This window comes from Hymenobacter mucosus, from assembly GCF_900188255.1.
Taxonomy (GTDB): domain Bacteria; phylum Bacteroidota; class Bacteroidia; order Cytophagales; family Hymenobacteraceae; genus Hymenobacter; species Hymenobacter mucosus.
Window position 1 is genome coordinate 273,647 of the sequence record NZ_FZNS01000003.1, and the last position, 26,328, is coordinate 299,974.

Consider the following 26,328-nt stretch of genomic DNA (forward strand, 5'->3'; position numbering starts at 1 on the left):
CCACCTGTTCTGTTTGTCATGGAAGATTCCCCGATCAACGACCCCAGCAAGGCTGGCAAAACTGAAGAGCAAAAGGCCGAGAATGCGCCCAAGAGTGGCGAACGGCCTGACCAAGGTACTGCCCCAACCAATGACCACTACCGCCCCGACCCGCAGCACGACCGGGACCAAACTGTAATACCCGCTCCCGACGTGGCCAACGCTAAGTACCACCACTCAATTTTGGCTCAGCCACCAGAGGGATTTACTGGCCTGAAGCTGGAGGAGCGCGCGAAAGTAGCCGCCGGCGTAACGGCCGTTATCAAGTCAATGGAGTTCAACTGGGGCGAAGCGGGCCTTACCCGCGGCACCAAGGGCCTGTTGAAAATGAACCAGAAGGACGGGTTCGACTGCTCGTCTTGCGCCTGGCCCGACCCCGACGACCACCGCTCCGTGGCTGAGTTCTGCGAGAACGGCGCTAAGGCTACTGCCTCCGATGCCGACGACAAAGCCGCCGGCCCGGAATTCTTTGCTAAGCACAGCTTGGCCCAACTGTCACGCATGACGGACCGCGACCAGAATAATGCGGGCCGCCTAACTCATCCCATGGTGAAACGCCCCGGCGACAATCATTATTCACCCATTGAGTGGTCGGAGGCGTTTCAGATTGTTGCTGATAACCTGAACTCCCTGGCCTCGCCGGATGAGGCTCTGTTCTACACCTCGGGCAAAGTGCCAAATGAGCCGGCGTTTTTGTTCCAGCTCTTTGCCAAGATGTTGGGTACCAACAACCTGCCCGATTGCTCTAACATGTGTCACGAAAGCAGCGGCGCCGCCCTTAGCCCTACCCTGGGCCTAGGCAAAGGCTCCGTAACGCTCAATGACATTCACGAAGCTGAAGTAATCCTCATTATTGGGCAGAACCCCGGCACCAACCACCCACGCATGCTCACGGCCCTGCAAAAGGCCAAGCGCAACGGAGCCAAGATTATTGCGGTGAACCCGTTGCCAGAAGCCGGCCTGCTGCACTTCAAAAATCCCCAGGACTTCATGAACCCCTTCCGGGCGCTGGGCGCTCTGCTGGGCGACGGCACGCAGATTACCGACCTATTCCTGCAAGTGCGGGTAGATGGGGATATGGCGCTGCTGCGCGGCATCATGAAGCACTTGTTTGAGGCTGAAGACATGAATCCCGGTCAGGTGGTAGACCGGCCCTTCATCGAGAAGTATACCACGGGCTTCGAGTCGTTCGAGCAGAATATCCGCAATACTTCCTGGGAAGATATTGAGGAGCTGAGCGGTATTACGCGGGCCCAGCTGCTGGAAGCAGCCAATATGCTGGCCACTAAGCAGAAAATTATAACCTGCTGGGCTATGGGCGTAACTCAGCAGCGCCAGGGGGTGCAAACCATACAGGAGATTGTAAACCTACAACTCATGAAGGGCGCCATTGGCAAGCCGGGTGCGGGAACTTGCCCGGTGCGCGGCCACTCTAACGTGCAAGGCGACCGGACCATGGGGGTTTGGGAACAACCTACCAAAGAGTTTCAGGACTCCTTGGCAAAGGAGTTCAACTTCAAGCCACCATATGAGCACGGTTACGACACGGTGGAGGCTATCAAGGCCATGTACAAGGGCAAGACCAAGGTATTCTTTAGCTTGGGAGGCAACCTGCTGGCGGCCGGCCCCGACACCGAAGTTATTGCTGAAGGCATGCGCAAGCAGAAGCTCACGGTATTCGTAGGCACCAAGCTCAACCGCGGCCACCTGACCACGGGCGAAACCAGCCTGCTGCTACCCTGCTTTACCCACGCCGATATCGACATGCAGAAATCGGGGCAGCAGATGACTTCCTGCGAGAACTCCATGGGGGTAGTAAGCCAGAATAAAGGCGTGCTGGTTCCCTTGGCTGGGCAGATGATGAGCGAGGTAGCCATTTTGGCCGGAGTAGCCATTGCTACCCTGGGCAACAAGATCAACATTGCTGACTGGGTAGCCATGACGGAGAACTACGACGTCATCCGCGACCATATCAGCCGGGTAATTCCGGGCTTCGAGAACTTCAACGAGAAGCTACGCCGCCCCGGTGGATTCTACCTGCCCAATGGCCCGCGCGAACGGAAGTTCACTACCAAAAATGGGATGGCCAACTTCACTACTACCGAGCTGGAAAAGTACGTGAACGAGCCCGACCAGTTGATTCTGATGACAGTGCGCAGCCACGACCAGTTCAACACAACCATTTACGACTACAACGACCGGTACCGGGGCGTGCACAATGAGCGTCGTGTGTTGTTCATGAACCCGCAAGACATTGCCGAGCGGGGGCTGAACGCCAAGGACCTTATCGACATCACCAGCCACTACAAAGGCGAGAAGCGCACGGTAGAGAAATTTATTGCTATTCCCTACGATATTCCGAAGGGCAACGTGGCCGCCTACTTCCCCGAGGCGAACCCCCTTGTGCCGGTAGGTAGCGTTGCGAAAACCAGCAATACGCCCACCTCAAAGTACGTGGTAGTAACGGTGGAGGCCACCCGCAAAACCGTAGGAGCCCCCGTTGAGCTTCGCGTGGGTGCTGAAGCCTAGTACAGTAGCCGAACTACTCATACAAAGAAAAAGCCCGACCATTTCCGGTCGGGCTTTTTCTTTGTGGTGCTACCGTATAGCTACATCGGCCTTAGAAGGGGTAGCCAATACCGATATTCAGCTTGATGGCTTTGTAGCCGGTTTCGTTTGCACGGATGTTGTCGAGTTGTCCCGGAACAGTGGTGCTGGGTACCGTAAAGGTGCTGTTCTTGTAGGGGTACACCAGCGGATAGGCCGCATCCAGACGAATCACGAAGAACTGCACGTCGATGCGGATACCCGCCCCCGCCCCGATGGCCAACTGCTTCAGAAAGGTATTGAACTTGAACTGACCGTTCTCCCCATCGGGGTTGCCGTTTTCGTCGTACGTGGGGCGGCTTGGGTCGCCATTCACTAGCCACACGTTGCCAGCATCCACAAATAGGGCGCCTTTCACATACGGGAACAAGTCTTGGCGGTATTCTGCGTTGGCTTCTATCCGAATGTCACCAACCTGGTCGTAAAAGCCACTGTTCGACTCATTCTGCGCATCGGTAGGGCGGTAGGTGCCTGGCCCAATGCCGCGGGCGTTGAAGGCCCGTACGCTGTTGGGGCCGCCAATGCCGTACTGCTTCAGGTAGGGCATGGTGCTGGAATTCAGGTAGGGTACGCCCGCCCCAATCAGCAGGCGGGTAGCAATCTTGTTGCCGCTGGTAGGGTTGGAGGAAGTCCGGTAGTAATTACGGAATTCCAGGTTTACTTGCGTGTACTGCGAGTACTGCTGCCCGAAGAGGCTGTATGCCCGGGTGCCGTCATCGTTGGTGGTTTTGCTGACCCCGCTTAAGTTTTGCAGTAGGTAGGCCAGGTTGCCGGAAAGCTGTAAGCCGCCGCTGAAATAGATTTGGTTGCGGCGCTGCTCTAGTACCTGCTGGTTGTAGGTGTAAGTATAGCCGCTACCCAGAATAAACTGCTGGCGGAAGCTCTGACGCAGGAAGGGGCGCTCTTGCAGAAGTTGCTCGAAAACATCCTGCGTGTTGCTGAGGCGCAGGTACTGCAAGTCGATAGGCTGGAAGCGTTGCTCGTTGGTAATCTTGGTTTTCCAGGTGTAGCCATAGCCCAGGTTGAAAATGTCCTCCCGGAAATACTGTGTGCGCGAAACCAGCTTATAGCCCGCCTCAAAGAAGGTGCGGGGCTGGAAGTCGGAGTTGACCAGCCGGATGTTGAAAGGGGGCGTAATCAGGCGCGGCACCAGCAGTTGGGCATCGAGGCCATACTGGGTAGATGTAACGCCGGACAGGGCACCCTTACCCGTTTCAAAGGAAGCGTTGGCATTAACAAGCAACTGCTCGGCTCCGCGCAGCGCCGACCGGTTGCGGTATTGTACCACAAAGGCCGGGCCGGTGAAGATGTTGGAGGTGTTCATTTGCAGCTCCGCCCGAATAGACTTCTTGGGTACCTGCGTCATGCGCACAATGGCGTTCAGGTGCCCATATTCTGCCGAGTCGGGGACGTTGCGAGCGGGGCGGAACTGCATGTCTACGTACCGGAACGTGCCCAGGCTCATGAGGCGGCTCAGGGTTTGGTCGCTGCGGCGGCGTCGGTAGAGGCTGTCGGGGTACAGGAACACGGCATTGGTTATGGCCTTGGCCTTAAACATCGATTCGTCTGGGTAGTAGCGGTAGCCCCGGAACATCACAGGCGTCTTGTTCAGGGTCGTGTCGTTGAGGGTGTAGTCCGTATTCAGCGTCACCCGGTTAAGCACGTAGGGCTGGGCAGCCCGCTTCGGAATACTAGCCTTCACTTTCAGGTACACGTTCACCTGATTATTGAGGGTGCTATCTACTTGAAATAGCAGGTAATCGGGTGCGAAGTAGTAGTAGCCTTTGTTTTTAAGGGCCGCATCAATGCGCGTGCGCTCATTCACGAAGGTTTGCAGATTGTAGATGTCGCCTTCTTTGAGCAGGGTGCCCGCCTGGGTTGAGCGAATGTCGCGGTCTAGTAGGGTATCGCGTTCTGGGAAGTGAATTTCCTTGATGGTGTAGGGCCGGTTTACGCGGGCCGTGTAATCTACGGAAGCTGTGCGGTCCTTCACCACTACTTTGCTGTGCACTACCGGCTGAAAGTAGCCGTCGTTGTTGAGGCGGTTCACCATCAGGCCCTGCACCCGGCTAGTGTCTACCGCGCTCAAGAGCACAGGCTCTTCGCCGTACTTGTCGGCTAGCCAGTGCCCCAAGCCCTTGGTCTTGCCTTCGCCCATGTGCCAGAAATAGAGCTTGGGCCGCAACCCCAGGATGGAGCTGTTGGGTTTGGGCGTAATTACGGCTTCCAGGTCTGCCTGTACCGTTGCTTCGTTGGGCAGCTTCTCCTTGGTGTTCGACACTAGCTTTACGGTGCTGCCCGTGTAGAGCTTGGAGCCCTCCGGGATAAACTTAGTGCCACTACAGCTAGCTAGCAGCCCAAGCAGTAGGGCGCCGGCCACTCGGTGGGAGCGGAACGGAGTAGTGGAGAGCGAGGAAAAAGCAGTTCGGAATGAAAGCACAGGTGGCAAGTATCAGGTAAATATCGAGGGCTTAGGAAAGCGGTTAGCGGCTGGTGGTCGTGCGGCGGGGCGCCACCCGCGACGAATCACGGCGAGGGTCGGTGGCTACGGTTTGCACCGAGTCTTTAGCGGCCTTGTCTTCCTGCTTTTGGCGCTTACGGGTTTCCTTATTGGCTTGCTTTACGTCCTTGTCGATACCCTTAAACAGGTCGGCCAGGTTCTGGTAGTCGCGCTGGAAAATCAGGGATGCCCCGTTGCGCACATACTGCCCGTCGATGTCGCCGTAGGCGTTATTGCGGTAAGCGCGCAGGCGTAGGCGGCCGTTGGCGAGCACATCGTATTCCACGCTCACGTCGCCGGCAAAGCTACTCACGCTCTGCTGACCATTCGAGGCTTGGTTGCCGCCGGCCAGGGGCACGTCGGTACCCAGGCGCACCGTCACCCGGTCGTTGAACAGCTGGCGGCGCACGGCCACGTTCAGGTCGGTACGGGTTTTCTCCGAGCCAGATGAGTAGTCGGCCTGAGAGTTCACGCCTAGCTCTACCCCTAGGTTGGAGAGGTAGCTGCCCGTGAGGTTGTTGAGCTGCTGAGTGAGTACCTGACTGGCACTACCGCGCAGTTGGTCGGCCACAATGCTACCACTGCTGCTATCGAAGGGGTTATCGGCCAAGAAGCGGTTGAGCACCAGCAGGGAGAACACCTGCTTGTTGAGCGCATCAGTCTGGCTGGGCTGGCGCAGTTGGGCGAGGCGGTTTTCAATTTGGGTGCGCAATTCTGTGCGCGAATCCTCAGGCAGACGAATATCAAAGCTGATGACTGGCTTTAGCAATTCACCCGTCACGTTCAGGAATACATTGAAGGGTAGCTGGTTGCGAGCCGTTGATTTCAGCGTCTCGTCGCTCAGGCCCTGGCCCGACAACAACTCGGAAGGAGCCGCTCGCACACTGTAGATAGCCGATACGTTGGCCTGGGCGTTGTATGGGTCGCCCGACCATACGATGTTGCTGCCCTTGGCAATGGTAAAGTCGCGCTCCGTGAGGTCGTAGAGCGACATGTGGTAGCTGCCGCTGGTCACGTCGAGGCGGCCACTGAGCGTGATGCTACCCACCGGGTCGATGGCCGTGCTGAGCGTACCGTTGGCCCGCACCTTTAGGTTGTCGCCGGAAGCTTCATCAATGATGATGGTGAAGGGTGTTTCATCGGTGACGGTAATGGTAGCGGCAATATCGAAGCCCGCGGCCGTACGCGCCGAATCAATGGCCAGCTGGCGGGTCAGCATCGTATCGAGCGGGGCGCTCTTGTCCACGAACTCAACAATACCGTCGCTGCTCACCTTGTCGGCTTCGTCATTGGGCACGGCCAGAAACAAGTTAGAGCCATCATCAACGCTAGCCGTTGTGCGCACGCGGGGCAAGTTTAGGTCGCCACTAATGCGGGTGTCGGAGTCTACGATGAGCTTACCCCAGAACAAGGGGTTTTCGCGCTGGGTGCTCTGCACCGCAATAAAGTTCTCCGTTACGGCCCGCAGCTGGAAGCGGTAGTCCGTCACGTAGTCTCGGGTGAGCACGTAGCCGTTTACGACCGCTTCGTTGCGCAGGGAGTCCAGGATGGTGAAGTCATCGAACTTGATGCCCCGCTCATCAAACACCAAGCTCTCATTCGGCAAGGTAAATGGCGCACCCAGTTGCGTGAGCGTAAAGCCCGCCTCGTTGGTAGTCACGGTGCCCCGAATTTGCGGTGCGCTGGTAGTACCCCGTATGGCAAGCTGACCCGTGAGGTAGCCGCTGGTTTGCTGCAGTTGCCCTGCGGAGAATGGCTCGGCCGTATTCAGGTTGAAGCGCTGAATGTTGGCTTGCATATCCAAGGCGCCACTAGTAAAGTAGTTGCCGGTTACTTGTACGTTGTTATTATTTGGCCCCCCGGTGAGGGTGGCATTCACATTGTACCGATCGGTGCTCGGGTTGGTAGCCTGCAGGCGCAGGTCGCCGATTACCGACTTATTGTAGGCAAAGCTGCCTAGGGTAGCGTCGGCGGTGAAGGCCATGCGCGGCTGTCCAATAGCTCTTACCACGGCCAGCCCGTTGAGTGTGCCTCCCACTAGCGAATCTTGGAGGCCGCCGGCCTTGGCCAAGGTGTTCAGGTCGAGGTTGGAAAGACGGGCTTGCAGGGGGTAGTCGGCGCCGGCTAGGGTTTGCAGCTCAATAAGCTGATTGCCCTGGCTCAGACGCACGTTTTCAGCCCGGATGGCCCCAGTATTCATGGTGTACTGTAGCCGGTTGTTGGGCTGCACGCTCCACTGTTGGTCGTTGAGCACCAGCTTGGGGTCGAAGCTGAAGGCGTAAGCCGCTCCTTGGTTGATTACTTGCAGCGCACCGGCCAAGTCGAGCATGGTGGTGCTGTCGTTTTCGGCAATGCGCAGGTGGGTGCCTACCTGGTTGTTGGCAATGCTACCCGAGAGGGTAGGGTTAGGCAGGCGCAACGTGGTGTCTTGGCTGATCTGACGTAGCCCTAACGCGTAGTCCAGCTTCTGTGGGTCAGACTGCACAGCCAGCTTCAAGGAGTCCAGGGCGTAGCCCATGTATACAATGCGTCCCACGCGAGTGTTCAGGCGCAGGTCGGCAGCGCGGCTGTCGTAAGAGCCCGTCAGCTTGAAGGGAGTAAGCTGCTTCAGGTCGGGTACCAGTTGTTGCAGCAGGCGCGGCTGTTTTAGGTTGGCCACGAAGTTGAACTGCCGGTACTCGTTGCTAGGCCGGTATTGCACGCCAGGCAAATCGAAGTACCGATCAATGTGGCGCTGCAGCTCCGTCGCAATATCACCGAGCCGAGTATTACCGCGCAAGGTTAGGTCGGCCACGCTGGAAGCGAAGTCTACCTCCGTGCGGCCCGTGCGCTGCACAATACGCCCACTCACCGAGTCGAGGGCGAAGGGCTGGTTATTATTGACGATAACAATGCGGCTGCCGCCAAACGTGCCGTTCAAGGAGTTCAGGTCGGAGCCGCTAAGGTTAGCCGTGAGGTCGCCTTGCACGCGTAAGTCGCCGCCGGTATAGAAGCCCAGGGCCGTTAGGTTGGCCCCGCGCAGGTTAAGACGGTCCACGGTGTAGCTCGGGTTGGCGGCGTTGCGCAAGTCAATGGTAGCCAGCAAATCTAGGTTAAGGTTGGGGTCGTCTTTGCTGCTGGCATTCACTACGTAGCGGTTCCGGTCGATGTCCACATTGGCTTTGATACCGCGGTAGGTGTAGTTGTTATAAGTAGCCTGCTGTACGTTGGCCGTGAGGGTGCCGCGGAGCAAGTTGGGGTCAAGGCCACCCCGGCCGGTCAGCGTGCCATTAGCCGTCACTTTTCCAATAGTCGGGTCGCCCATAAATTTGCCCACGTCAAGGGCTTGGGTGCTGAACGTAGCACGTACGGGCTCCTGCCCAGCAGGCCCTTCGCCTACATTCACTTTGGCGGCTAGGTTGCCGTAGGTGGTGGTAGCGCGCAAGTCGGTATCGAAGACCAGCGCGGTGGGGCGGCCCCGGAAGGTACCCGTCACGGACAGGCGAGGGGGGAGGCTGTAGCCAGCCGGGAGGGTGCCGGCCGGTAGCACACCCTTGATATCGGCAGCAGTAGACGTGAACTCCTGAATGTTGAAGTCGGCGTAGAGGCGGCGGTCCGTGTTCGGCAATCCTTGGAGGCGGCCACTAGTACGAATGCGGGTACCTGTGAGGCCCTGGAAGTTGATATTTTGCAGGGCTAGGTTGCTGATGCGCCCCTTCACTTGCCCGCTCATGGTCATGGGGGCGTTGGGGTTGATGGCTAGCTCTGGTAAGGTACCGGCGGGCAACAGGCTGCGCATGTCCGCCTCCGTGGTGCGTACGTAGCCCAAGTTCAAGTCGAGCACCAGTCGGTCGTCGGTGTTGGGTAGGCCCTGAATGCGGCCCCCACCGCGCACAATGGTATTGCGGAAGCCTACAAAGTCGAGGTTCTGCACGCGCAAGTCGCCCAAGCGTCCGGTTACCAAGCCTGTAATCAGGAAGGACTGGTTGGGGCCACTGCTGAAAGGCGGTGTATCAATAAGAGTAGGGGTGATGTACAGCACGTCGCGGAAGCCCAGGCGGGCTTCGCGCAAGTCGCCGTTCAGCTTTAGATTGGGCAGGTCGTCGGCAATGCCCGCCAGGTCTTTGTAGCCAATGCCAATGCGCCGCTTCAGGTGGCTGTGCGGCGTCACTAGGTCTAGGTCGTTGAGCTGAATGCGGTGGTCATCGTAGTGCAGGCTAGCTGCGGCGCGCGTAATGGCAAACCCACTCTGTTCCTGACCTGCTAGCTGAGTAATTCGGCCAGTTGTGCTGTCGGCCGAATAGCGCAGATTCTCAGTGTTTAAAATCAGGTTGTTGAACTTCAGGTGGTTATAGTCCATGCCCCGGATTTTGGTTTTCTGCCGGGGCTCGTTGAAGTTGTCGAAGGCTACGTCTACACCGTTGATGTCCGACTGCTTCAACGTCACTACCCAACTGGCTTCCTGGCCGGTGGCATTTTCCACGGAGGCGTTTAGGTCGCGCACCGCCTCGGCGGGGTTTACTACGCGTTGCTCTACCGGCACTTCCTCGTTTTGAGCGTAGGCAATGCTGGTATTGCGCAGTTTCAAGGTGTTCAGGGCCACCCGGCTGTTAACCAAGTCAATGTTATCGGCCGTTACGTCGGCTTCCCCAATACGAGTGCTGATAAACTGGGCCGATGGGTCGTTTTTGTACGTGAGGCTGACGTTGTTGAGTAAGGCCCGGTTCAAGCCAAACTCCAGCTTCAGAGCCGCCGTGTCCTCGGGAGTATCTGGCGGTACCTTGGTTTGCACAATGTTGATGCCCGTGTTGCGCAACGCCGCCTGATCTACCCGGTACGTAGAGCCATCCACGTCTACCTCGTCCATGTTGACAGCCAGCTCGCCTACCCGCGTGCGCACGTTCATGCCGTCCACTTGGTCGTTATATGTAAGCAGGATGTTAGTCAGGCGCAGGTCGCCGATGTTGTACGTAAAGCCCGAGCCTGTTGTGTCGGCAGGGGTAGTGGCTACAGTGGTTGTGTCGCCAGTATCAAAAGCATGTACAATGAAGTCGTAATTCGATATGCTGTCGGGCTCGGTGCGCGAAATGGCGAGGCGGCCATCATTGAGCTCCAAGCTCTGTAAGTTGATCTGCGACTTGGTAAGGGCCCAAATGTCGAGGTCTACGCCCAAGTGCCCCACAGACAGTAGGGTATCACCTTGCTGGTCTTCAATGTAGACGCCATCTAGGCTGATGCCGTGCTTAAAGTCTGTACGAAATTTGGCGATTCGTACATCAGTCTTAAGCTTATCCCGTAGATAACTTTCGGCTTTGCGGGCTACGAAATCCTGGCCTGCCGGAAACTGCAGAAACAGCACCACCCCACCCACAAGCAGGACGATTAACAACAATAGCCCAAGTAGGGCATAGAGAATACGGCGGACGGCAGGTGTCAAAGTACTGATAGCGCAACAAAGGGAAGATTTCTGCCTCAACCAACGGGAAAACTGGCCTGTAGGTTGGCTCAGTGTGCGTAGTGGGGCAGATGAAAAGGGCTAAAAGATCTACCAACTGGGCAGCCTTATCCACCAAGCACGACAAAAGGCCGATGGGTTGCACTTCGCGGATAAGAGATTGTACGCCTACGGAAGGATTTTATTGCCCGGTATCTACCCTGCCAACCTATCCTAGTATCTTTCCGCCCCAATCCCCGAAGTAACCCCCCAATGACCCTTCGTTTTACTCTGCCCTTTCGCACTGCCTGGGGCCAGCGCCTTGTTGTGTGTGGTTCTCTCCCCAGCCTGGGCCAGTGGAATCTCGATCAAGCGCTCAGCCTCCATTATCAACCTGAGTATGGCATCTGGAGCCAGGAGATTGACCTCCCCGAAGACCAAGCTGGCACAGTAGACTATAAGTACATTCTGCTAGACGACCAGGACGGCGGTAAGCACTGGGAGTGGGGCCCCAACCGGAGCGTGGCTTACGCGCCCGGCCAGTATGAGCGCATTGTGCTGGAAGATTTCTGGCGTGCCCCCGCCGAACCCGAAAACGAGCTGCACACGGCCGCGTTTACCCGCGCCCTGATGCGGCGGCCCGCGGCGGCCCCTGCGCCTGCTACCCCATCGGCCGCTCCCGTGGGTAGTTCTGTGGTGCGCTTTCAGCTCTCGGCCCCGCGCGTAGACTCCGACCACCAGATTTGCGTGCTCGGCTCCGATCCGGCCCTGGGCGCCTGGGATGCCACGAAGGCCTTGGTGCTGTCTGACGCTGACTACCCTACCTGGGTAGCGGAGGTAGCCCTGGCTCACCCAGAGCAAACAGCTCAATATAAATATGGTATATGGGAGCCGCGGGAGCAGAAGATTCTGTACCTGGAAGCCGGCGACGACCGATTCATCTACCCGCTGGGTGGCCAGCAGCCCCTGCTACGCGTGAAGGCCGATGACCGGTTTGCCTATCCTACCGGCCCTTGGCGTGGTGCGGGGGTAGCCCTGCCCGTGTTTGCTCTGCGCAGCCGCAATGGCTTGGGCGTGGGCGAGTTTCCTGACCTCAAGCTGCTAGTAGACTGGGCGGTAGCCACCGGCCTGAAGCTGGTGCAAGTGCTGCCTATCAATGACACAGTAGCCACGCACACGTGGGTAGACAGCTACCCCTACGCAGCTATTTCGGTGTTTGCCCTGCACCCGCAGTACCTGAGTCTCGATGCCATTGCGCCATTGCAAGATTCGGCTGCGCGTCAGGAAATAGAGCAGCTCCGCGAAGAGTTCAACGCCAAGGACTTCGTAGACTATGAGCCGGTGATGAATGCGAAGTGGAAGTTCGTGAAGCTGCTGTACCAGCAGGAGAAAGCGAAGTTCCTGGCCGACCCCGAGTTTCAAGCGTTCCGGGCGGAGCAGGCCTCTTGGCTGGCTCCGTATGCCGCCTTCTCGGCCCTGCGCGACCGGTTTGGCACGGCCGACTTCAGCCAGTGGCCCGAGGAGTTCCGCACGCCAGCGCAGGTAGCCGAGCTTACGCGTGAAGACGGCCCAGGCTTCGATGAGTTTGGCGTGCACTTCTTCACCCAGTTCCACCTCGATAAGCAGCTGCGTGAAGCAGTAAACTACGCCCGTCAGCACGGCGTAGTAGTGAAAGGCGACTTACCCATTGGTATCTACCGTCACTCCGTAGATGCCTGGACCCAGCCCGAGCTGTACCACATGCACCAGCAAGCCGGTGCCCCCCCCGACGACTTCTCAGTAACGGGCCAGAACTGGCGCTTCCCTACCTATAACTGGGAGCGTATGGCCGAAGATGGCTACGCGTGGTGGAAGCAGCGCATGGGCACCCTAGCGCGCTACTTCGATGCCCTGCGCATCGACCACATCTTAGGCTTCTTCCGCATCTGGGAAATTCCAGGCCATTCCGTGGAAGGATTGCTCGGGCACTTCTCGCCTGCTCTACCTCTGCACCAGCATGAAATTGAGCAGCGTATTGGCTGGTTTGATTATGGCCGCTTAGTAGAGCCTTACATCCGCTGGCACATGCTGCAACGCATTTTCCACGGCCAAGCGCAGCCGGTGTTCGACGAGTTCATGGAGGATGCAGACTGGCACGGCGCTATTCGCCTCAAGGACTTTGTGCGCACCCAGCGCCAGATTGAGCGCGTCTTCGAGGAAAAAATTGCGCAGGACCCCAGCAATGTCGACCACTACCGTTGGTTGCGTACCGGCCTGTATAAGCTAGTAAACGAAGTGCTGTTCGTGCCCGATGATCAGCAGCCCGACTTCTATCACCCCCGTATCACGCTGCCGTTAAGCCAGTCGTTCCAGGAGTTGGACGAGCACACTCGCGGCCGTCTGCAGGATCTGTACGTGGACTTTTTCTACCGTCGGCATGAGGAGTTCTGGCGCCAGCAGGGCCTGGTGAAGCTGCCGCCCGTACGCTACGCCACCGACATGCTAATCTGCGGGGAAGACTTAGGTATGGTGCCCGCCTCAGTACCCGGAGTTATGAAGGCGCTTGGTATTCTAGGCCTCAACATTCAGCGCATGCCTTCCGACCCCGCCACCGAGTTTGGCCACCCCGGTACGGCGCCCTACCTCTCCGTAGTAAGCCCTGGCTCCCACGATATGAGCACCGTGCGCGGTTGGTGGGAGGAAGACCGGGAGCAAACCCAACGCTTCTTCGAGAATACCTTGGGCCATTACGGCGAGCAAGCTCCGCAGTACTGCGAGCCGTGGGTAGCGCGTGAGATTACGGTGCAGCACCTGTATTCTCCCGCTATGTGGGCCATCTTCCCCCTGCAAGACCTGCTGGCAATGGACGGACAACTGCGCCGGCAGGATCCGTTTGCTGAGCAAATCAACGTGCCTGCCAACCCCACCCACTTCTGGAAGTATCGCCTGCACCTCAATCTGGAAGACCTGTGCAGTGCGCAAGGCTTTAACGAGGAAGTAGGCCAGTTGGTGGCTACGAGTGGGCGCGCCAAGACATATTAAAGCAAGTAGCTTACCTAGTACAAAAGCACAGAAAGCCCCGCTTATAGCGGGGCTTTCTGTGCTTTTGTACTGTATCAAATCCAGAGGGTTGGTACATTTCGTAGTTCGTTGAATCGCGGGATTATCCTGGGAATAGAAGAATAACACAAGTCCTTTACACCCGGAAATACGAGCCTTTAGCGAGGCTAGAGCTCGGTTTACCGAAAACGAACCCCGCATTTATAAGGTGGAAATAGCTTTGAGGTGTAAAAACCCCCTTCCGTTTACAGTCAATACGTCACATACCTCATTCACCATATGAAAACACTCTTACGACTCACAGTGTGGCTGGCGGGTCTGGTGCCGTTGGGAATAACTGGTGCTAAAGCCCAGAACACGCCAACACGGGATCTTGTCGGTTCATCGGCTGACCGGCAAACTGTTCGGCAAACAGCCAACCGCGTAGCTGCCAGAACGTGTCAAGACATAAACACGGCCGATTTTACAGGACGTACTTTAGGGGAGGACTGGAAAGTCAGCCGTACGCTTACCACTGAGGGTACGACTATTACCTCTAGCTACCTGTCGAACGTAGATCAGGCACAGTCAACTCTGGCTACAACGGATGATTTAGGGACTAGGTCGTTAGCTTGGACTGTGAACTATAGTGCCAATGGTACTACTCCAGTTGCCACCACACCAAACTATGTAACTACTACATTCAGCTTAAACCGCGCTGTTACTGGGTTTTCCTTTAGTATCAACGACATTGACCGGGTCGCAGGCACTGCAAGCAATAGCGGCTGGACTGACGTAGTTCAAGTGGACGGCTACCGAGCGGATAACTCTATCATCACCCTGAGTGCTGCTGATATTACCTTAAATGCCAACAGTACAAACACATACAGTGGGAATAATATTATTACTGGTACTGGCAATAACCAATCCATTGATGGCACAACCACCATCACGTTTCCAGAAGCAGTAACCAAGGTCGTTGTAACGTATAAAAACGGACAAACAACCCAAGCTGACCCCGGCTCTCAGGTAATTATTTTCACGGGCTTTAGCTGGTGCGCTCAAGCTGATGTAACAACAACCGTTAGCGGCCCGACAGCCGCAGCAGCCGGCAATCGAGTGATATACACGGCCACTACCACGAATACGGGGGTAGATGTTGCCACAGACATCCGGCCTACGCTGCAACTCAACCCGGGCCTAGCGGCTGCCAACGTAACCCTACCTGCTGGCGCAACTTACGACGCTACCTCGGGGGTAGTTACGTTTGCTGCTACCACTTTGGCATCTGGTGCTAATGCGACTAATGCTGTTACTTTCACGATGCCTAACTCGGGTAGTGTAACTGGTAAAGCAGCTAGCACGTCCATCACATTTGATGCAACGCCCACTAACAACAACGGTTCGGCGGCTAATGCCAACGTTACGACTGTGCAGAGCGTACCGAGCTGCCAACCGTCGTACCTTACCAACACAACGACTTCCAACGGTCTGACTGCTGAATATTACCCTGGTGTGTTTTACAACCCAGGGAATAACTACGTAGCCACGGCTATTACTTTTTTCCAGCGCACTCCCTCTGTACGTCGCATCGACCCCCTGCTGGATTTCAGCGGTAGCGGATTCGGCAACATTGTTCCGCCAGCCTCCAACACCACGGCCGACCCAAACACGTTCAGTGCCCGCTACCGAGGGAGTCTCAACATTGCTGTAGCTGGTAGCTACACGTTCTACTTGAGCTCGGACGACGGCTCATATATGTGGATAGACGGTAACGCCATAGCTCCGGCGCCAAACGCTGACAATACCCTCATCAACAACGGCAACGACCATAGCTTGGTGGAGGTTTCAGGAACGGTAACTCTCAGCGCTGGCCTGCACGATATCTTAATTCTGTACGCCGAAAACGGTGGTGGCAATACACTGAAATGGGAATACGCAAGCGCTGCTGCCGGTTTGGTGCGGCAGGTAGTACCTACAGCAGCTTTGTGCGCAGGTCCTGCTTCAGCAGACAATGCGCCTACTGTCAGCAATGTTACCAACGTAACGCTGCCAAATACGGCAGCCGCAACTGTGCTTTCGTCCAACCTTTTGGGTACTGACGCTGATGGTAACGGCACACTTGCTTACTACAACATCGTTACGCTGCCGAACTCGGGAACCCTATCATTCAACGGTACAGCAGTAGTAGCTGGGCAAGCCATTCCCGCCAATCAGTTGAATTTGCTGACGTACACCCCAACTGCGGGTTTCGTTGGAAATGCGTCCTTCACTTACACAGTAACTGACAACGTAGGCCGCACGGCACAAACCAACGCGACCTATGTAATTCCGGTTGCTACGCCAACGACCCTCAGCGGTGTTGTGTTTGAGGATGTGAACTATGGTGGTGGTGCGGGCCGTGCATACTCAACTGCTAATACGTCTGCCACAGGCTTTACTAGCGGAGCAATTCGCCGGGCGGGTGCGCGGGTAGAGCTATATGATGCCAATGGCAACTTCTATTTGGCTACTACCACGGATGCCAACGGTGCCTATTCATTCAGCGTTGCTTCTACTGCGGCATATACAGTTCGTGTGGTGAACTCAACCGTCACGTCCGTACGGCCAGGTAGTGTGGCTGGCCTATTGCCAGTTCAGACCTTTGCTAACGGAGCTACAGACCGCGTAGGAGGAGAAGCCCCTGAAAAGCAAGATGCTGGTGCTAACACCACCAGTCAGACCTTGAGTGCCCTGACGACAGGTACCCTCACGCCACAATCTATCAGCCGCTTCACGGTACCGGCCGCAGGATCTACCGGCGTTGATTTTGGTTTCAATTTCGACGTTGTTACGAATACCAATGATGCTGGGCAAGGCTCGTTGCGTCAGTTTGTTCTGAATAGCAATGCCCTGACAAATGCTGGCTTAGCTCAGGTAGGCCAAACGGCTGGTAAGGAAGTATCCATCTTTATGATTCCGGATGGTGGTGCAGATCCAGGCATTCGTACTGGCTTGACTTCTGGCCTGACGAATGGGGTAGCGTCTATTACCCTGGCAACAGCGCTGCCGACGATTGCGGACGCCAACACGGTTATCGACGGCTCGACGCAGACGACGAACATTGGCAACACCAACAATACAACGCTGGGCACCGGTGGTACTGTGGGTACGGCCGCAACTATGCTAGGTCAACTCAATGGCCCGGAAGTGCAGTTGGTTGGCAACCGCACCTTCGATGGTCTTACAGTGGGCGCCAACAATACGACCATTCGGCGTATCAGTGCGTACGGTTTCGATGATAACATTCAGGTAAATACTGACATCACTGGCTTTGTGATTGAGCAAAACGTGCTCGGTACGTCAGCTACTAGCTTCACCGACCCAGGTGCCAATATCCGCACGGTGAATGAAGGCATTGATCTAAACGGCTCCGATAATGGCACTGTTCAGAACAACCTCATCGGCTACAACGGTGGTATGGGCATTTGGGTGCTGGCCAATGGCACAAACGGCGCTAATAATAACCTTATCACTGGCAACGAAATTCGGGGCAATGCCCGGGAAACGATCATTCGCGGAGCGTTCGTCAGCGGTACTACCGCAGAAGGGTACGTTTTCGATGGGTTGGAGCTACAGGGCAATAGCACGGGCAACACGGTTTCAAACAACTTGATTACCGAAACGCTAGGGCACGGTATCGACTCCTTTGGCAATGCCATTGGCGGTAACACCATTACTGGGAATACCATCAGCAACAACGGTCAGGCCGTTGTCAACAATACAGGCGCAGAGGGTTCGGGCTTGCGTGTATACGGGGCTACTAACCTCACAACCATCGCCAACAACGTACTGACGAACAACAACGGCTCGGGGGTACTGGTGATAGGCACCGCGTCGAACGTGGTAATCAAGGAAAACTCGACCTCCGGAAACACGCGTCTGGGTATAGACCTGCTCAGCACTGCTGACACGAACTCTGAGCCTAACACTTACAACGGCTTGCTAGGTACTACTTCAAACGTGACACTAAACGATAACGGTGACGCGGATACGGGTGCTAACGGGTTGACCAACATGCCGGTAATTACGTCATCTACCGTTCGCAACGGGGTGTTGTATGTCAACGGCTTCGCGCGCCCTGGCGCTACGCTGGAATTCTTTATTGCTAGCGTAGGAACATCTGCTGGCACGGGCAACACCAACTTTGGTCAGGGAGGTACTTACTTGTTCTCGCGTACGGAGGGAGCCACGGGTAACACGAGCACTACGCTGAATGACGCAGACGCCACTACGGGCTCTTATGGCCTGAACAACGCTACCGTAAACGGTTTCTACCAAGGCACCGAGTCGGGTCAGAACCGCTTCTCCTATGCTGTTCCGCTCGCATCACTGACCGCTGCCCAGCGGAATGCCCTTACCACTGGCACGCCGCTGCTGACGGCTACGGCTACACAGATTGCAGCAGCAAATGGCAACCAGGGTACCTCCGAATTCTCGGGTAACGCTCCCGTATACTCGGCCCCAATTGCCAACAACGACTTTGCTACGACTACGCCTGGCACCGCCGTTACCTTCAGAGTTACTACCAACGACCAGAACAACATCAACCCGGCTACGGTAGCTCTCAATGGATTAGCGGCCGGTAGCACCACCCCGGTAACTGTAACTGGCGGCACGTTCACATTCTCCAACGACGGCCAGGTGACCTTCGTGCCAGCTGCGGGCTTCACGGGCGTAGCCACGGTGCCCTACACGGTAAACAATACGTCGGATATTGCCTCCAACACGGCATACTTCTCAGTAACGGTAACTGGCACCACCTTCGATCTGGCTACCAGCTTCTCTGCTGCGCCCACCGCTACAACCAACGCTGGTGCTACCGTTAACTACACGGTGGTTTCCAGGAACCCAGGAACCGTAGCTGCTACGAACGTAGTAGAAACGGTACAGTTGCCTGCTAACCTCGCTACTACTGGTTTCACGGTAGGAGGTAACACGGGTACGCTCAGCAATGGCGTTATCACCTTCACGGGCGGTGCTACCTACAACCAAAACTCGGGCCTACTAAGCCTGCCAATTGGTAACCTAGCGGCCAATGGCGGTTCGGTTTCTACGGCCTTGGCCTTCCCGGCTCCTGTAACTAGCCCCCTTACCGTAACGGCGACCATTAGCGGCGCTGGCGGTGCAGAAACCGTTACGACCAACAACACGGCAGTTTCGACGGTAGATATTGCGCCACGCTTTGATGTGACGACGGCCATCAGTGGCCCAACTACCGTTACGGCTGGCAACGAGGTAACGTACACCGTAGTAACTAGCAACCTGAGCGGCACTACCACTCCCGCCAACGCCAACTCGGTGTCGCCGGCCGTAAACGTAGTGCAGACAGTATCCTTGCCGGGTAACTTGATGGGCGCGGGCATCTTCGCCTCCAATGGCGGCACTATAGCTTACAACAGCACCCAAGACATCACGGTAATTTCGTTCCCTGCCATTGGGGTACTAGCCGCTGGTCAGTCGCAGGTGAACACGATCAGCTTCACGGCTCCTAGTTCCAGCTTCGCTGCCCCAGTAGCCATCGTAACATCGGGTCTGACTAACACGAATGCTGGCGACCTCAACTCTCCAACGGTAGGTACAAACAACAACACGGCCCAGCTGAATGGTGCTGGTACGCGTCCCACCGTTGCGTCGACTGCGCGCACGGGTACCGAAACCAACGTGTACACGACCATCTCTTCGTCGGCTGCCAACGTGGATCCGGGTAATAACATTACGCTGACCATCACAGCCAATAATGCTGGTCCGGTGGCAGCAGCGGGCGTGCAGCAAACGGTAACGCTACCCACGGGACTGTCCTTCAGCAACCAGGGCGGTGGCAACTACAACGCCACTACCGGGGTGCTCACCTTCCCTGCCCTAACGAGCCCATTGGCCTCGGCTGGCACTCAGACCTACACCGTTACGTTTGCCGCTCCGCAACAAGGGTTTGTGTTGGCAACGGCTACCGTGACCACGACTACCTCCGATGCTGTGTCTGCTGATAACTTGGCCCAAACCAAGATTGAGGTAACGCCCCGAGTAGACGTTGCTACCACGCTGGCTGGTCCGGCAGTAGGTTTGCCCGGTCAGACGCTGACGTACACCGTCATGACGGCTAGTAACGGTCCGGCTGCCGCTACCAACGTGGTGCAAACGGTGCAGCTGCCAGCTGGCTTGACAAACGTACAGTTCAACTCGCTCAGCGCCGGTACACGATACGATGCTACAACGGGCGTGCTAACCATCTCCTTTGCTGATGCATTACCAGCTGGTTTTAACCAAACCAACACTATTTCCTTTGTGGCCCCGGCTAGTGCAGCTAGCTTGAACATTACGGCTGCAGTTACCACGGGAACAAGCGAAACCAACATTGCTAACAATACGGCGGCAGTAGCCACGGTAATCACGCCCACCGCTGATGTAGCCGTTAGCGTAACTGGGCCAGCTACGGCTACTGTTGGCAACCCTGCACTGTATGTAGTGTCGACCACGAACAACGGGGCTGCGGTAGCTACCGGGGTAGCACCCACCCTGCAACTGCCTGCTGGTCTTACCGTAACGTTCCCCGCCGGTGCCTCTACGGGTTCCTACAACTCCACAACGGGCGTAGTGACCTTCGCAATCGTATCGGCGCTGGCTAGTGGGGCTAGCATCGCCAATGAAGTGGTGGTAACCATGCCCGACGTGGCCCAGCTTTCGGCTGTAGCCCAGGTAACCAGTACCAGCACGGATACGAACCCGGCCAATAACTACGCTAGCGTAGCAACTACGGCGGCCGCTGCTACGGCTACTACCGCCAATTTGGCCGCAGGCATCACGCCAGCTACTACCACGGTAAATGCCGGCGCCAATGTTACGCTGACTGCTACGTTTAGTAACCAGGGTACGGGCACGGCTACCACGGTGGTGCCGCAGATTGCTTTGATGCCTGGTCTGACGAACGTAACTGTAACCGATGCGGGTGTTGTGCGCAATGCCAACTACAACGCTACCACGGGGGTAGTTACCTTCCAGACTGTGGGCTCCTTGGCTAGTGATGCTTCCCTGACTGGCACCTATTCCGTATCGTTCAATGCGCCTGCTACGGGTCCGGTATTGGCTGTAGCCAGCATCTACTCGGCTACTACTGACGGTGCTCTTGCGAACAACACGGCTCTGGCGACGGTGACTGTATCGCCCCAAGCCGATGCCCAAATCAGCATTGCTGGCCCAGCTACTGCGCAGCCAGGCTCTAAGGTGATCTACGAAATAGTAACCTCAAACAACACCACAGCAGTATCGCCGGCCACCAATGTAGTACAGAAAGTGACGGTGCCGGGAACCCCCGCCAACCTCACCTTCCCTGCTGGTAGCACTACGGCTGTTGTCAATGGCAACACAGTGATTACCTTCCCCACCATTGCGTCTGTCGCTCCTGGTGCTGCTGGTGCGGTAACAAACTATGTGTCGTTCACGACGCCTGCTACGGCTACGGCCGTACAGGTTACGGCTAACGTTGAGTCGCAGATTGACATCAACACGGCAGCTACCTCAAACTCGGCTACCATCACCACCAATGCCAATACAGCTCCGGTAGCCTACAACGTGGTCAATGCCCTGCAAACGCCCGAAGGCAACACGGCTAGCGCACTACTCATCTCGCCTCTCGTTGCCACGGATGTAGATAATAACATTCAGTACTACTTTGTTACAGCTCCTGCTGATAACAAAATCGGTACCCTGTTTGTGGGCACTACCGCCGTTACGCCCGGCAGCACCGTGCGACTGGATCCGAACCAGATCAACACGTTACGTTTCGACCCCGCAGTGGGCTTTGTCGGCAATGCTTTCCTGAACTACTACGCTACCGACATCCGTGGTGCTGTTTCCAACACGGCCATCTACACCATTCCGGTGGGCCAGGACAACAACTCCCTGTACGCGTACACTCCTACCAAAGGAGGTAACACTGCTTACCAGAACAACTACGTGCTGGCATACGTGACAGATATCAACGCTGCCCGCTACACGAGCAACGGCGTTGTATATGATTCTAACACGGGCCTTCTGGCCACCGGCGCCAGCAACGGGTTGGCAACTACCGGTACCAACGCCGTGATTTCGTCGGCCGATAAAACGGCACTCAACGCAGTAGGTATCGACCTGAACCCGACCACTGGTCAGTTCTTCGTGTCGAACCGTCTGTTGCTCAAAGGTGGTTCCTACACGGTTAGCGTTACCACTACGGATGCCAACGGCGGCGTTACCACGCAAAACGTAACTATCCCAATTGGTGGGGCGCCGCTGCCCGTGCAATTGGTGAGCTTCGCTGCTCAAGCGCAAGGTGCTACGGCTCTTCTCACGTGGCGCACTGCGCAGGAGCTGAACAACGACTACTTCGTGGTAGAGCGCAGCTTCGATGGAACAAGCTTCTCGGCTGTTGGGCAGGTCAAAGGCAAGGGTACGACCACCCAGGCAACCGACTACCGCCTCACGGATACGGGCGCGGCGGCTGCGGCAAAAGGCCGGACGGCGTACTACCGTCTGCGCCAAGTAGACACGGATGGCACCACCGTTCACAGCCAAGTACAAGCCGTGCGCTTTGCCGACATCGCACCAGCTATCAGCCTCTACCCGAACCCTGCTGCTACTACAACCACGCTCGACCTGAGCAGCCTGCCCCAGGGTAGCTACCAGGTGCGCATTGTAGATGCTGCTGGCCGTTTGGTGAAGCAAGCTCAATATGAGGCAGGCACCACGCCTACTCTGATTGTAGAGCAATTGCCTGCTGGCACTTACTTGGTACAGGTAAGCGGTACCGGTTTCAGCAAAGCGCTGCGTCTGCTGAAAGAGTAGTCTTTCGCTGGTTCTTACCTGCACCGGTAGGGGCCAGCACAGACACTACTAAATACAGTAGCGCCAGCGTACTGGCTGACCACACAAAAAAGCTCCCCGTTGCGGGGAGCTTTTTTGTTTTCCGGAGGGCCGGGCAAGTCAACCCAGGTTTGCATTTAGCGGTATAGCTACCAATTACAAACCTGTCTTACTATGCCAGCCGCTACGACCCGTCACCGTGTTCCTGCCCAGCCTGCTACCGATTATGATGTCATGATTGTTGGCGCTGGTAGCGCGGGCCTGAGTGCTGCCCTTGTGCTCGGCCGCTGCCTGCGGCCAGTGTTGGTTTGCGACGGTGGAGCCCCGCGCAACCGCCCTTCGCCAGCAGTCCAGGGCTTTCTCACGCGCGACGGCACTCATCCCGAGGAACTCATTCGGCTGGGGCGGGAGCAACTGGCCCCCTACAAGTCAGTGGAGGTGCGCGAGGCTCGGGTCACCAACATCGAAGTTTTCAAGCGGTACTTCCGCCTGACTTTGGAAGGCTCTACCGGCCACACCACTACCTACACCACCCGCAAGGTACTGCTAGCTACCGGCGTCGATGATGAACTACCACCCTTGGACGGTATGCGCGACTTGTGGGGGCGCGGCGTGCTGCACTGCCCCTACTGCCACGGTTGGGAGGTGCGCAACAAGCCTCTGGCCGTGTATGGCCGCCACAAAAGCGTAACGGGTCTGGCACTACTTGTGAGCCGCTGGAGCAGCGACGTGATTGTGTGTACCGATGGTTGGGGCGGCCTCTCACCCAATGCCCGGCGGCGGTTGCGCCGGCAGGGTATTGCGCTTAAGGAAGATGAAATGATGTGCTTGGAGGGCACGCAAGAGGGCGACTTGCAACACCTAGTTTTCAAGTCGGGGGAGAAACTGGCGCGCCAGGCAGTATTCATTCACGCGCACCAGCACCAGCGCAGCCCACTGGCCGAGCAGCTAGGCTGCCGCTTTACTGAAAAGGGCGCTATCGTCATCGACAAAGACCAGCAATCTTCCGTGCCGGGAGTGTACGCCGCCGGTGACATCACGCCCGGTACGCAGCAGGCGCTGCTAGCCGCGGCCAAGGGTAGTCAGGCAGCTATTTGCATCAACGAAACCCTGACGCGCGAAGAGTGTCCCCGCTAACCTCCGCCCCAAGAACTTCGCAAATGAAGGGCGGCTGAAAACGTAGTGACAGCAATAAGCACGGGTGGGTTGGACGCTGGGAACTTCTCTGCTGGCAGTTGCCTTCGCTCAGAACCTGTGTATCTTACCCACTGTACATTGCCCATATCCGTCCCAGTTGCTTTTGGTTTATGAGAGTTGCTTACCCGCTGCTTCTGCTGTTGCTCCTGCTGCTGGTAGGTATTGAGGGCGCCCAGGCCCAACGCATTGTGTTTAGTGGCCAGATAACGGAATCGGGGACTGCCAAAGTGGTGCCCTTTACCTCCGTGTTCGTACCCGGCACGGCACAGGGGGCCACTGCCGACGTAGAAGGCCGCTACCAGCTTATCGTGAATGGGCCCGTTGATTCGTTGGCGGCCTCGGCCATTGGGTTTGCTACCCTGAAAAAGCGCGTTTCTGCGGAGGACAGGCAAACGGTAAACTTTACCTTAGGAGCCGGCTCGGTTTCCTTGGGCGAAGTGGTGGTGCGGCCCCGAGAAAACCCCGCCTACGTGATCTTGCGCCGGGTCCAGCAGCACAAAGCCCAGAACAACAAGCGCACCTTGCAGGCTTTTGAGTTTGATAGCTACAGCCGAGTGCAGGTGGCCCTCAACAATTTGCCTTCGCAAGTAAGTCGGCGCAAGCTCCTACGCCAGATGACCCAGGTAGCCGACAGCCTTGGATTGGCCCGTGATGCGCAGGGTAAACCTATGGTGCCCTTTTTCGCCTCGGAAGTACTCTCGCATTACTACCAGCACAACCAGCCCCTGCGTAAGCGGGAGGAAATCAAACGTACCCAACTGCACGGGGCCGCCCCACGCGAAGGCTCCGTCACGTCGCAGATTCTGGGCTCCTCCTTTCAGGACTGGGACTTCTACCCCAACTGGCAGCAGTTGCTGGGCAAGGACTTCATTTCACCTATTGCCGATGGGTGGAAGTTCACTTACGAGTATGAGCTACAAGACTCGGTGTACGTGGGGAAGGACTTCTGCTACAAGATAGGCGTGACACCGCGCCGCCCGCAGGACCTAGCCTTCGTAGGCACCATCTGGATCAACACCAGTACTTACGCACTGCGGCGGGTAGACTTAGTGGTAAGCCCCGATGCCAACCTCAACTTCATCGAGCAAGTAGCGGTGAAGCAGGACTTGGTGCCGTCGGCGGCGGGGCAGGGGCTACCGCAACGCACGGCCGTGGTTATCGGCATTAAGCCTACCAAGGGCAGCACCGGTATTCTGGCCCGTCTCACCATCGTCAACTCCAACTTCGACGTCAACCACCCCAAGCCGCTTCCTTTCTACGATCGTCCTTTGGAAACGGCGGCCGATGCGTTTGACGTTCCCAAAGACTTTTTTGCTACTTACCGGCCTGATTCTCTAACCCAGGAGGAGCAGGTTACTTTGCAAGTGCTCGACTCGGTGCGGCAACTGCCAGCCATGCGCAGCTTGCTGGAAGTGGCCGACATTGCAGTGAATGGGTACTACCGAGCGGGCAAAATTGAGTGGGGTCCAATTTTGACGGCCTACAGCTTCAACAACATTGAGGGGAGCCGCTTCCGGGTGGGGTTCCGCACTACGCCAGAGTTTAGTCGCGACTGGCTGCTACGGCCTTACTTGGCCTACGGCACCCGCGACGGGCGCTTTAAGTATGGCTTGCGGGTGCAGCGCATTGTAGAGCGTCAGCACTGGACGGTGGTCAACTTTGAGCACCGCCACGACTTAGACCAAGTAGCTCTGCTCGACAACGATTATGCGCTGGAAAATCCGCTGTTTGAGGCGTCCGCCCGCCTGGGTAATATCAGCTCTAGCCGTCCTCTGCGCCGCACCCTCACCACCCTGGCCTTACAAACCGACTTATTTCGGGGGTTTACCCAGCGCGTAATTTTCCGGCGTCAGAGCTTTCAGCCCCTGTACCCCTTCGCCTATTACACCCAGGAGCGAGCACCCGGCTCGCCTACGGCCGATAACTTCGACCTCTCGGAGGTGGTAGTGGAATCGCGCTACGCTCGCGACGAAGTGCTGATTCCGAACAATCAGAACCGCCGCACTGCCATTGGCCTGAAGAAGTGGCCGGCCGTAACGGTGCGCTACACCATGGGCCTCGACAATGTGCTGGGCAGCGACTTCCGCTACCAGAAGCTCAACCTGCTCATCGACCAGAGCATTCGCCTGGGGCAGGTGGGGCGTACCGATTACCGAATCGACGCGGGCTACATTCCCAGCACGGTGCCTTACCCGGTGCTCAAAACCCACCTCGGCAACGAGTCGCCGTTTTACAACGGGGGGGCTTTCAATCTGATGCGCTACTTCGAGTTTGTGAGCGACCGGTACGTTTCATTTCAGTTTGAAAACCAGTTCGATGGTTTCCTGTTAAACTCTATCCCCGCCATCAAGCAGCTCAACTGGCGCCTGGTAGCTACCGGCAATGTGCTGTGGGGAGGCGTGAGCGAAGCCAACCGCCGCATCAACCCTGCGCAAGACCCCATCACCGGGGGGCCATTGCCGTCCTTCCAGTCATTGGGGTCGTTGCCGTACGCGGAGGTGGGCTACGGTATAGAGAACATCCTACGGGTGGCGCGCGTAGATTTTCTGCATCGCCTCACCTACCGCAACTCGCCGGGTGCCCGTACCTTTGGCGTGAAAGTGAGTTTCCAGTTTAAGCTCTAACCCGCAGACTGCCAGATCATCGAATGGATTTTCGGTGCCGGAATTGAATCAAA

At 56.9% G+C, this 26,328-nt stretch carries 7 protein-coding genes; 5 read left to right on the top strand and 2 right to left on the bottom strand.

Features of this window, described 5'->3' with window-relative positions; all coding sequences use genetic code 11:
* The first annotated feature begins 18 nt into the window (after window positions 1–18).
* The gene (locus CHB83_RS08420) at window positions 19–2,568 is read left to right on the top strand and encodes an FdhF/YdeP family oxidoreductase (protein ID WP_089332291.1); all 2,550 of its coding nucleotides are present in this window, start codon (window positions 19–21) and stop codon (window positions 2,566–2,568) included.
* Window positions 2,569–2,659: 91 nt separating this feature from the next.
* Here CHB83_RS08420 and tamL read toward each other — a convergent pair whose 3' ends face one another.
* Window positions 2,660–5,086 (bottom strand): translocation and assembly module lipoprotein TamL, encoded by a 2,427-nt coding sequence (tamL, locus tag CHB83_RS08425; RefSeq protein WP_143437053.1) that lies wholly within the window; start codon window positions 5,084–5,086, stop codon window positions 2,660–2,662.
* 43 nt (window positions 5,087–5,129) lie between these two features.
* Window positions 5,130–10,517, bottom strand: a complete 5,388-nt coding sequence (locus CHB83_RS08430) for a translocation/assembly module TamB domain-containing protein (RefSeq protein ID WP_179225488.1) — start codon at window positions 10,515–10,517, stop codon at window positions 5,130–5,132.
* A 315-nt stretch (window positions 10,518–10,832) separates the two neighbouring features.
* Here CHB83_RS08430 and CHB83_RS08435 point away from each other — a divergent pair, with 315 nt between their 5' ends.
* The 4 genes from CHB83_RS08435 (at window position 10,833) to CHB83_RS08450 (ending at window position 26,275) form a co-directional block, all read left to right on the top strand.
* Window positions 10,833–13,580, top strand: a complete 2,748-nt coding sequence (locus CHB83_RS08435; RefSeq protein ID WP_089332294.1) for a 4-alpha-glucanotransferase — start codon at window positions 10,833–10,835, stop codon at window positions 13,578–13,580.
* A gap of 297 nt (window positions 13,581–13,877) precedes the next feature.
* The gene (locus CHB83_RS08440) at window positions 13,878–22,436 is read left to right on the top strand and encodes an Ig-like domain-containing protein (RefSeq protein ID WP_089332295.1); all 8,559 of its coding nucleotides are present in this window, start codon (window positions 13,878–13,880) and stop codon (window positions 22,434–22,436) included.
* A 192-nt stretch (window positions 22,437–22,628) separates the two neighbouring features.
* Complete coding sequence (locus tag CHB83_RS08445) at window positions 22,629–23,591, top strand: NAD(P)/FAD-dependent oxidoreductase (RefSeq protein WP_089332296.1); 963 nt, start codon at window positions 22,629–22,631, stop codon at window positions 23,589–23,591.
* A 170-nt stretch (window positions 23,592–23,761) separates the two neighbouring features.
* The gene (locus tag CHB83_RS08450; protein ID WP_089332297.1) at window positions 23,762–26,275 is read left to right on the top strand and encodes a DUF5686 and carboxypeptidase-like regulatory domain-containing protein; all 2,514 of its coding nucleotides are present in this window, start codon (window positions 23,762–23,764) and stop codon (window positions 26,273–26,275) included.
* The last annotated feature ends 53 nt before the right edge of the window (window positions 26,276–26,328 follow it).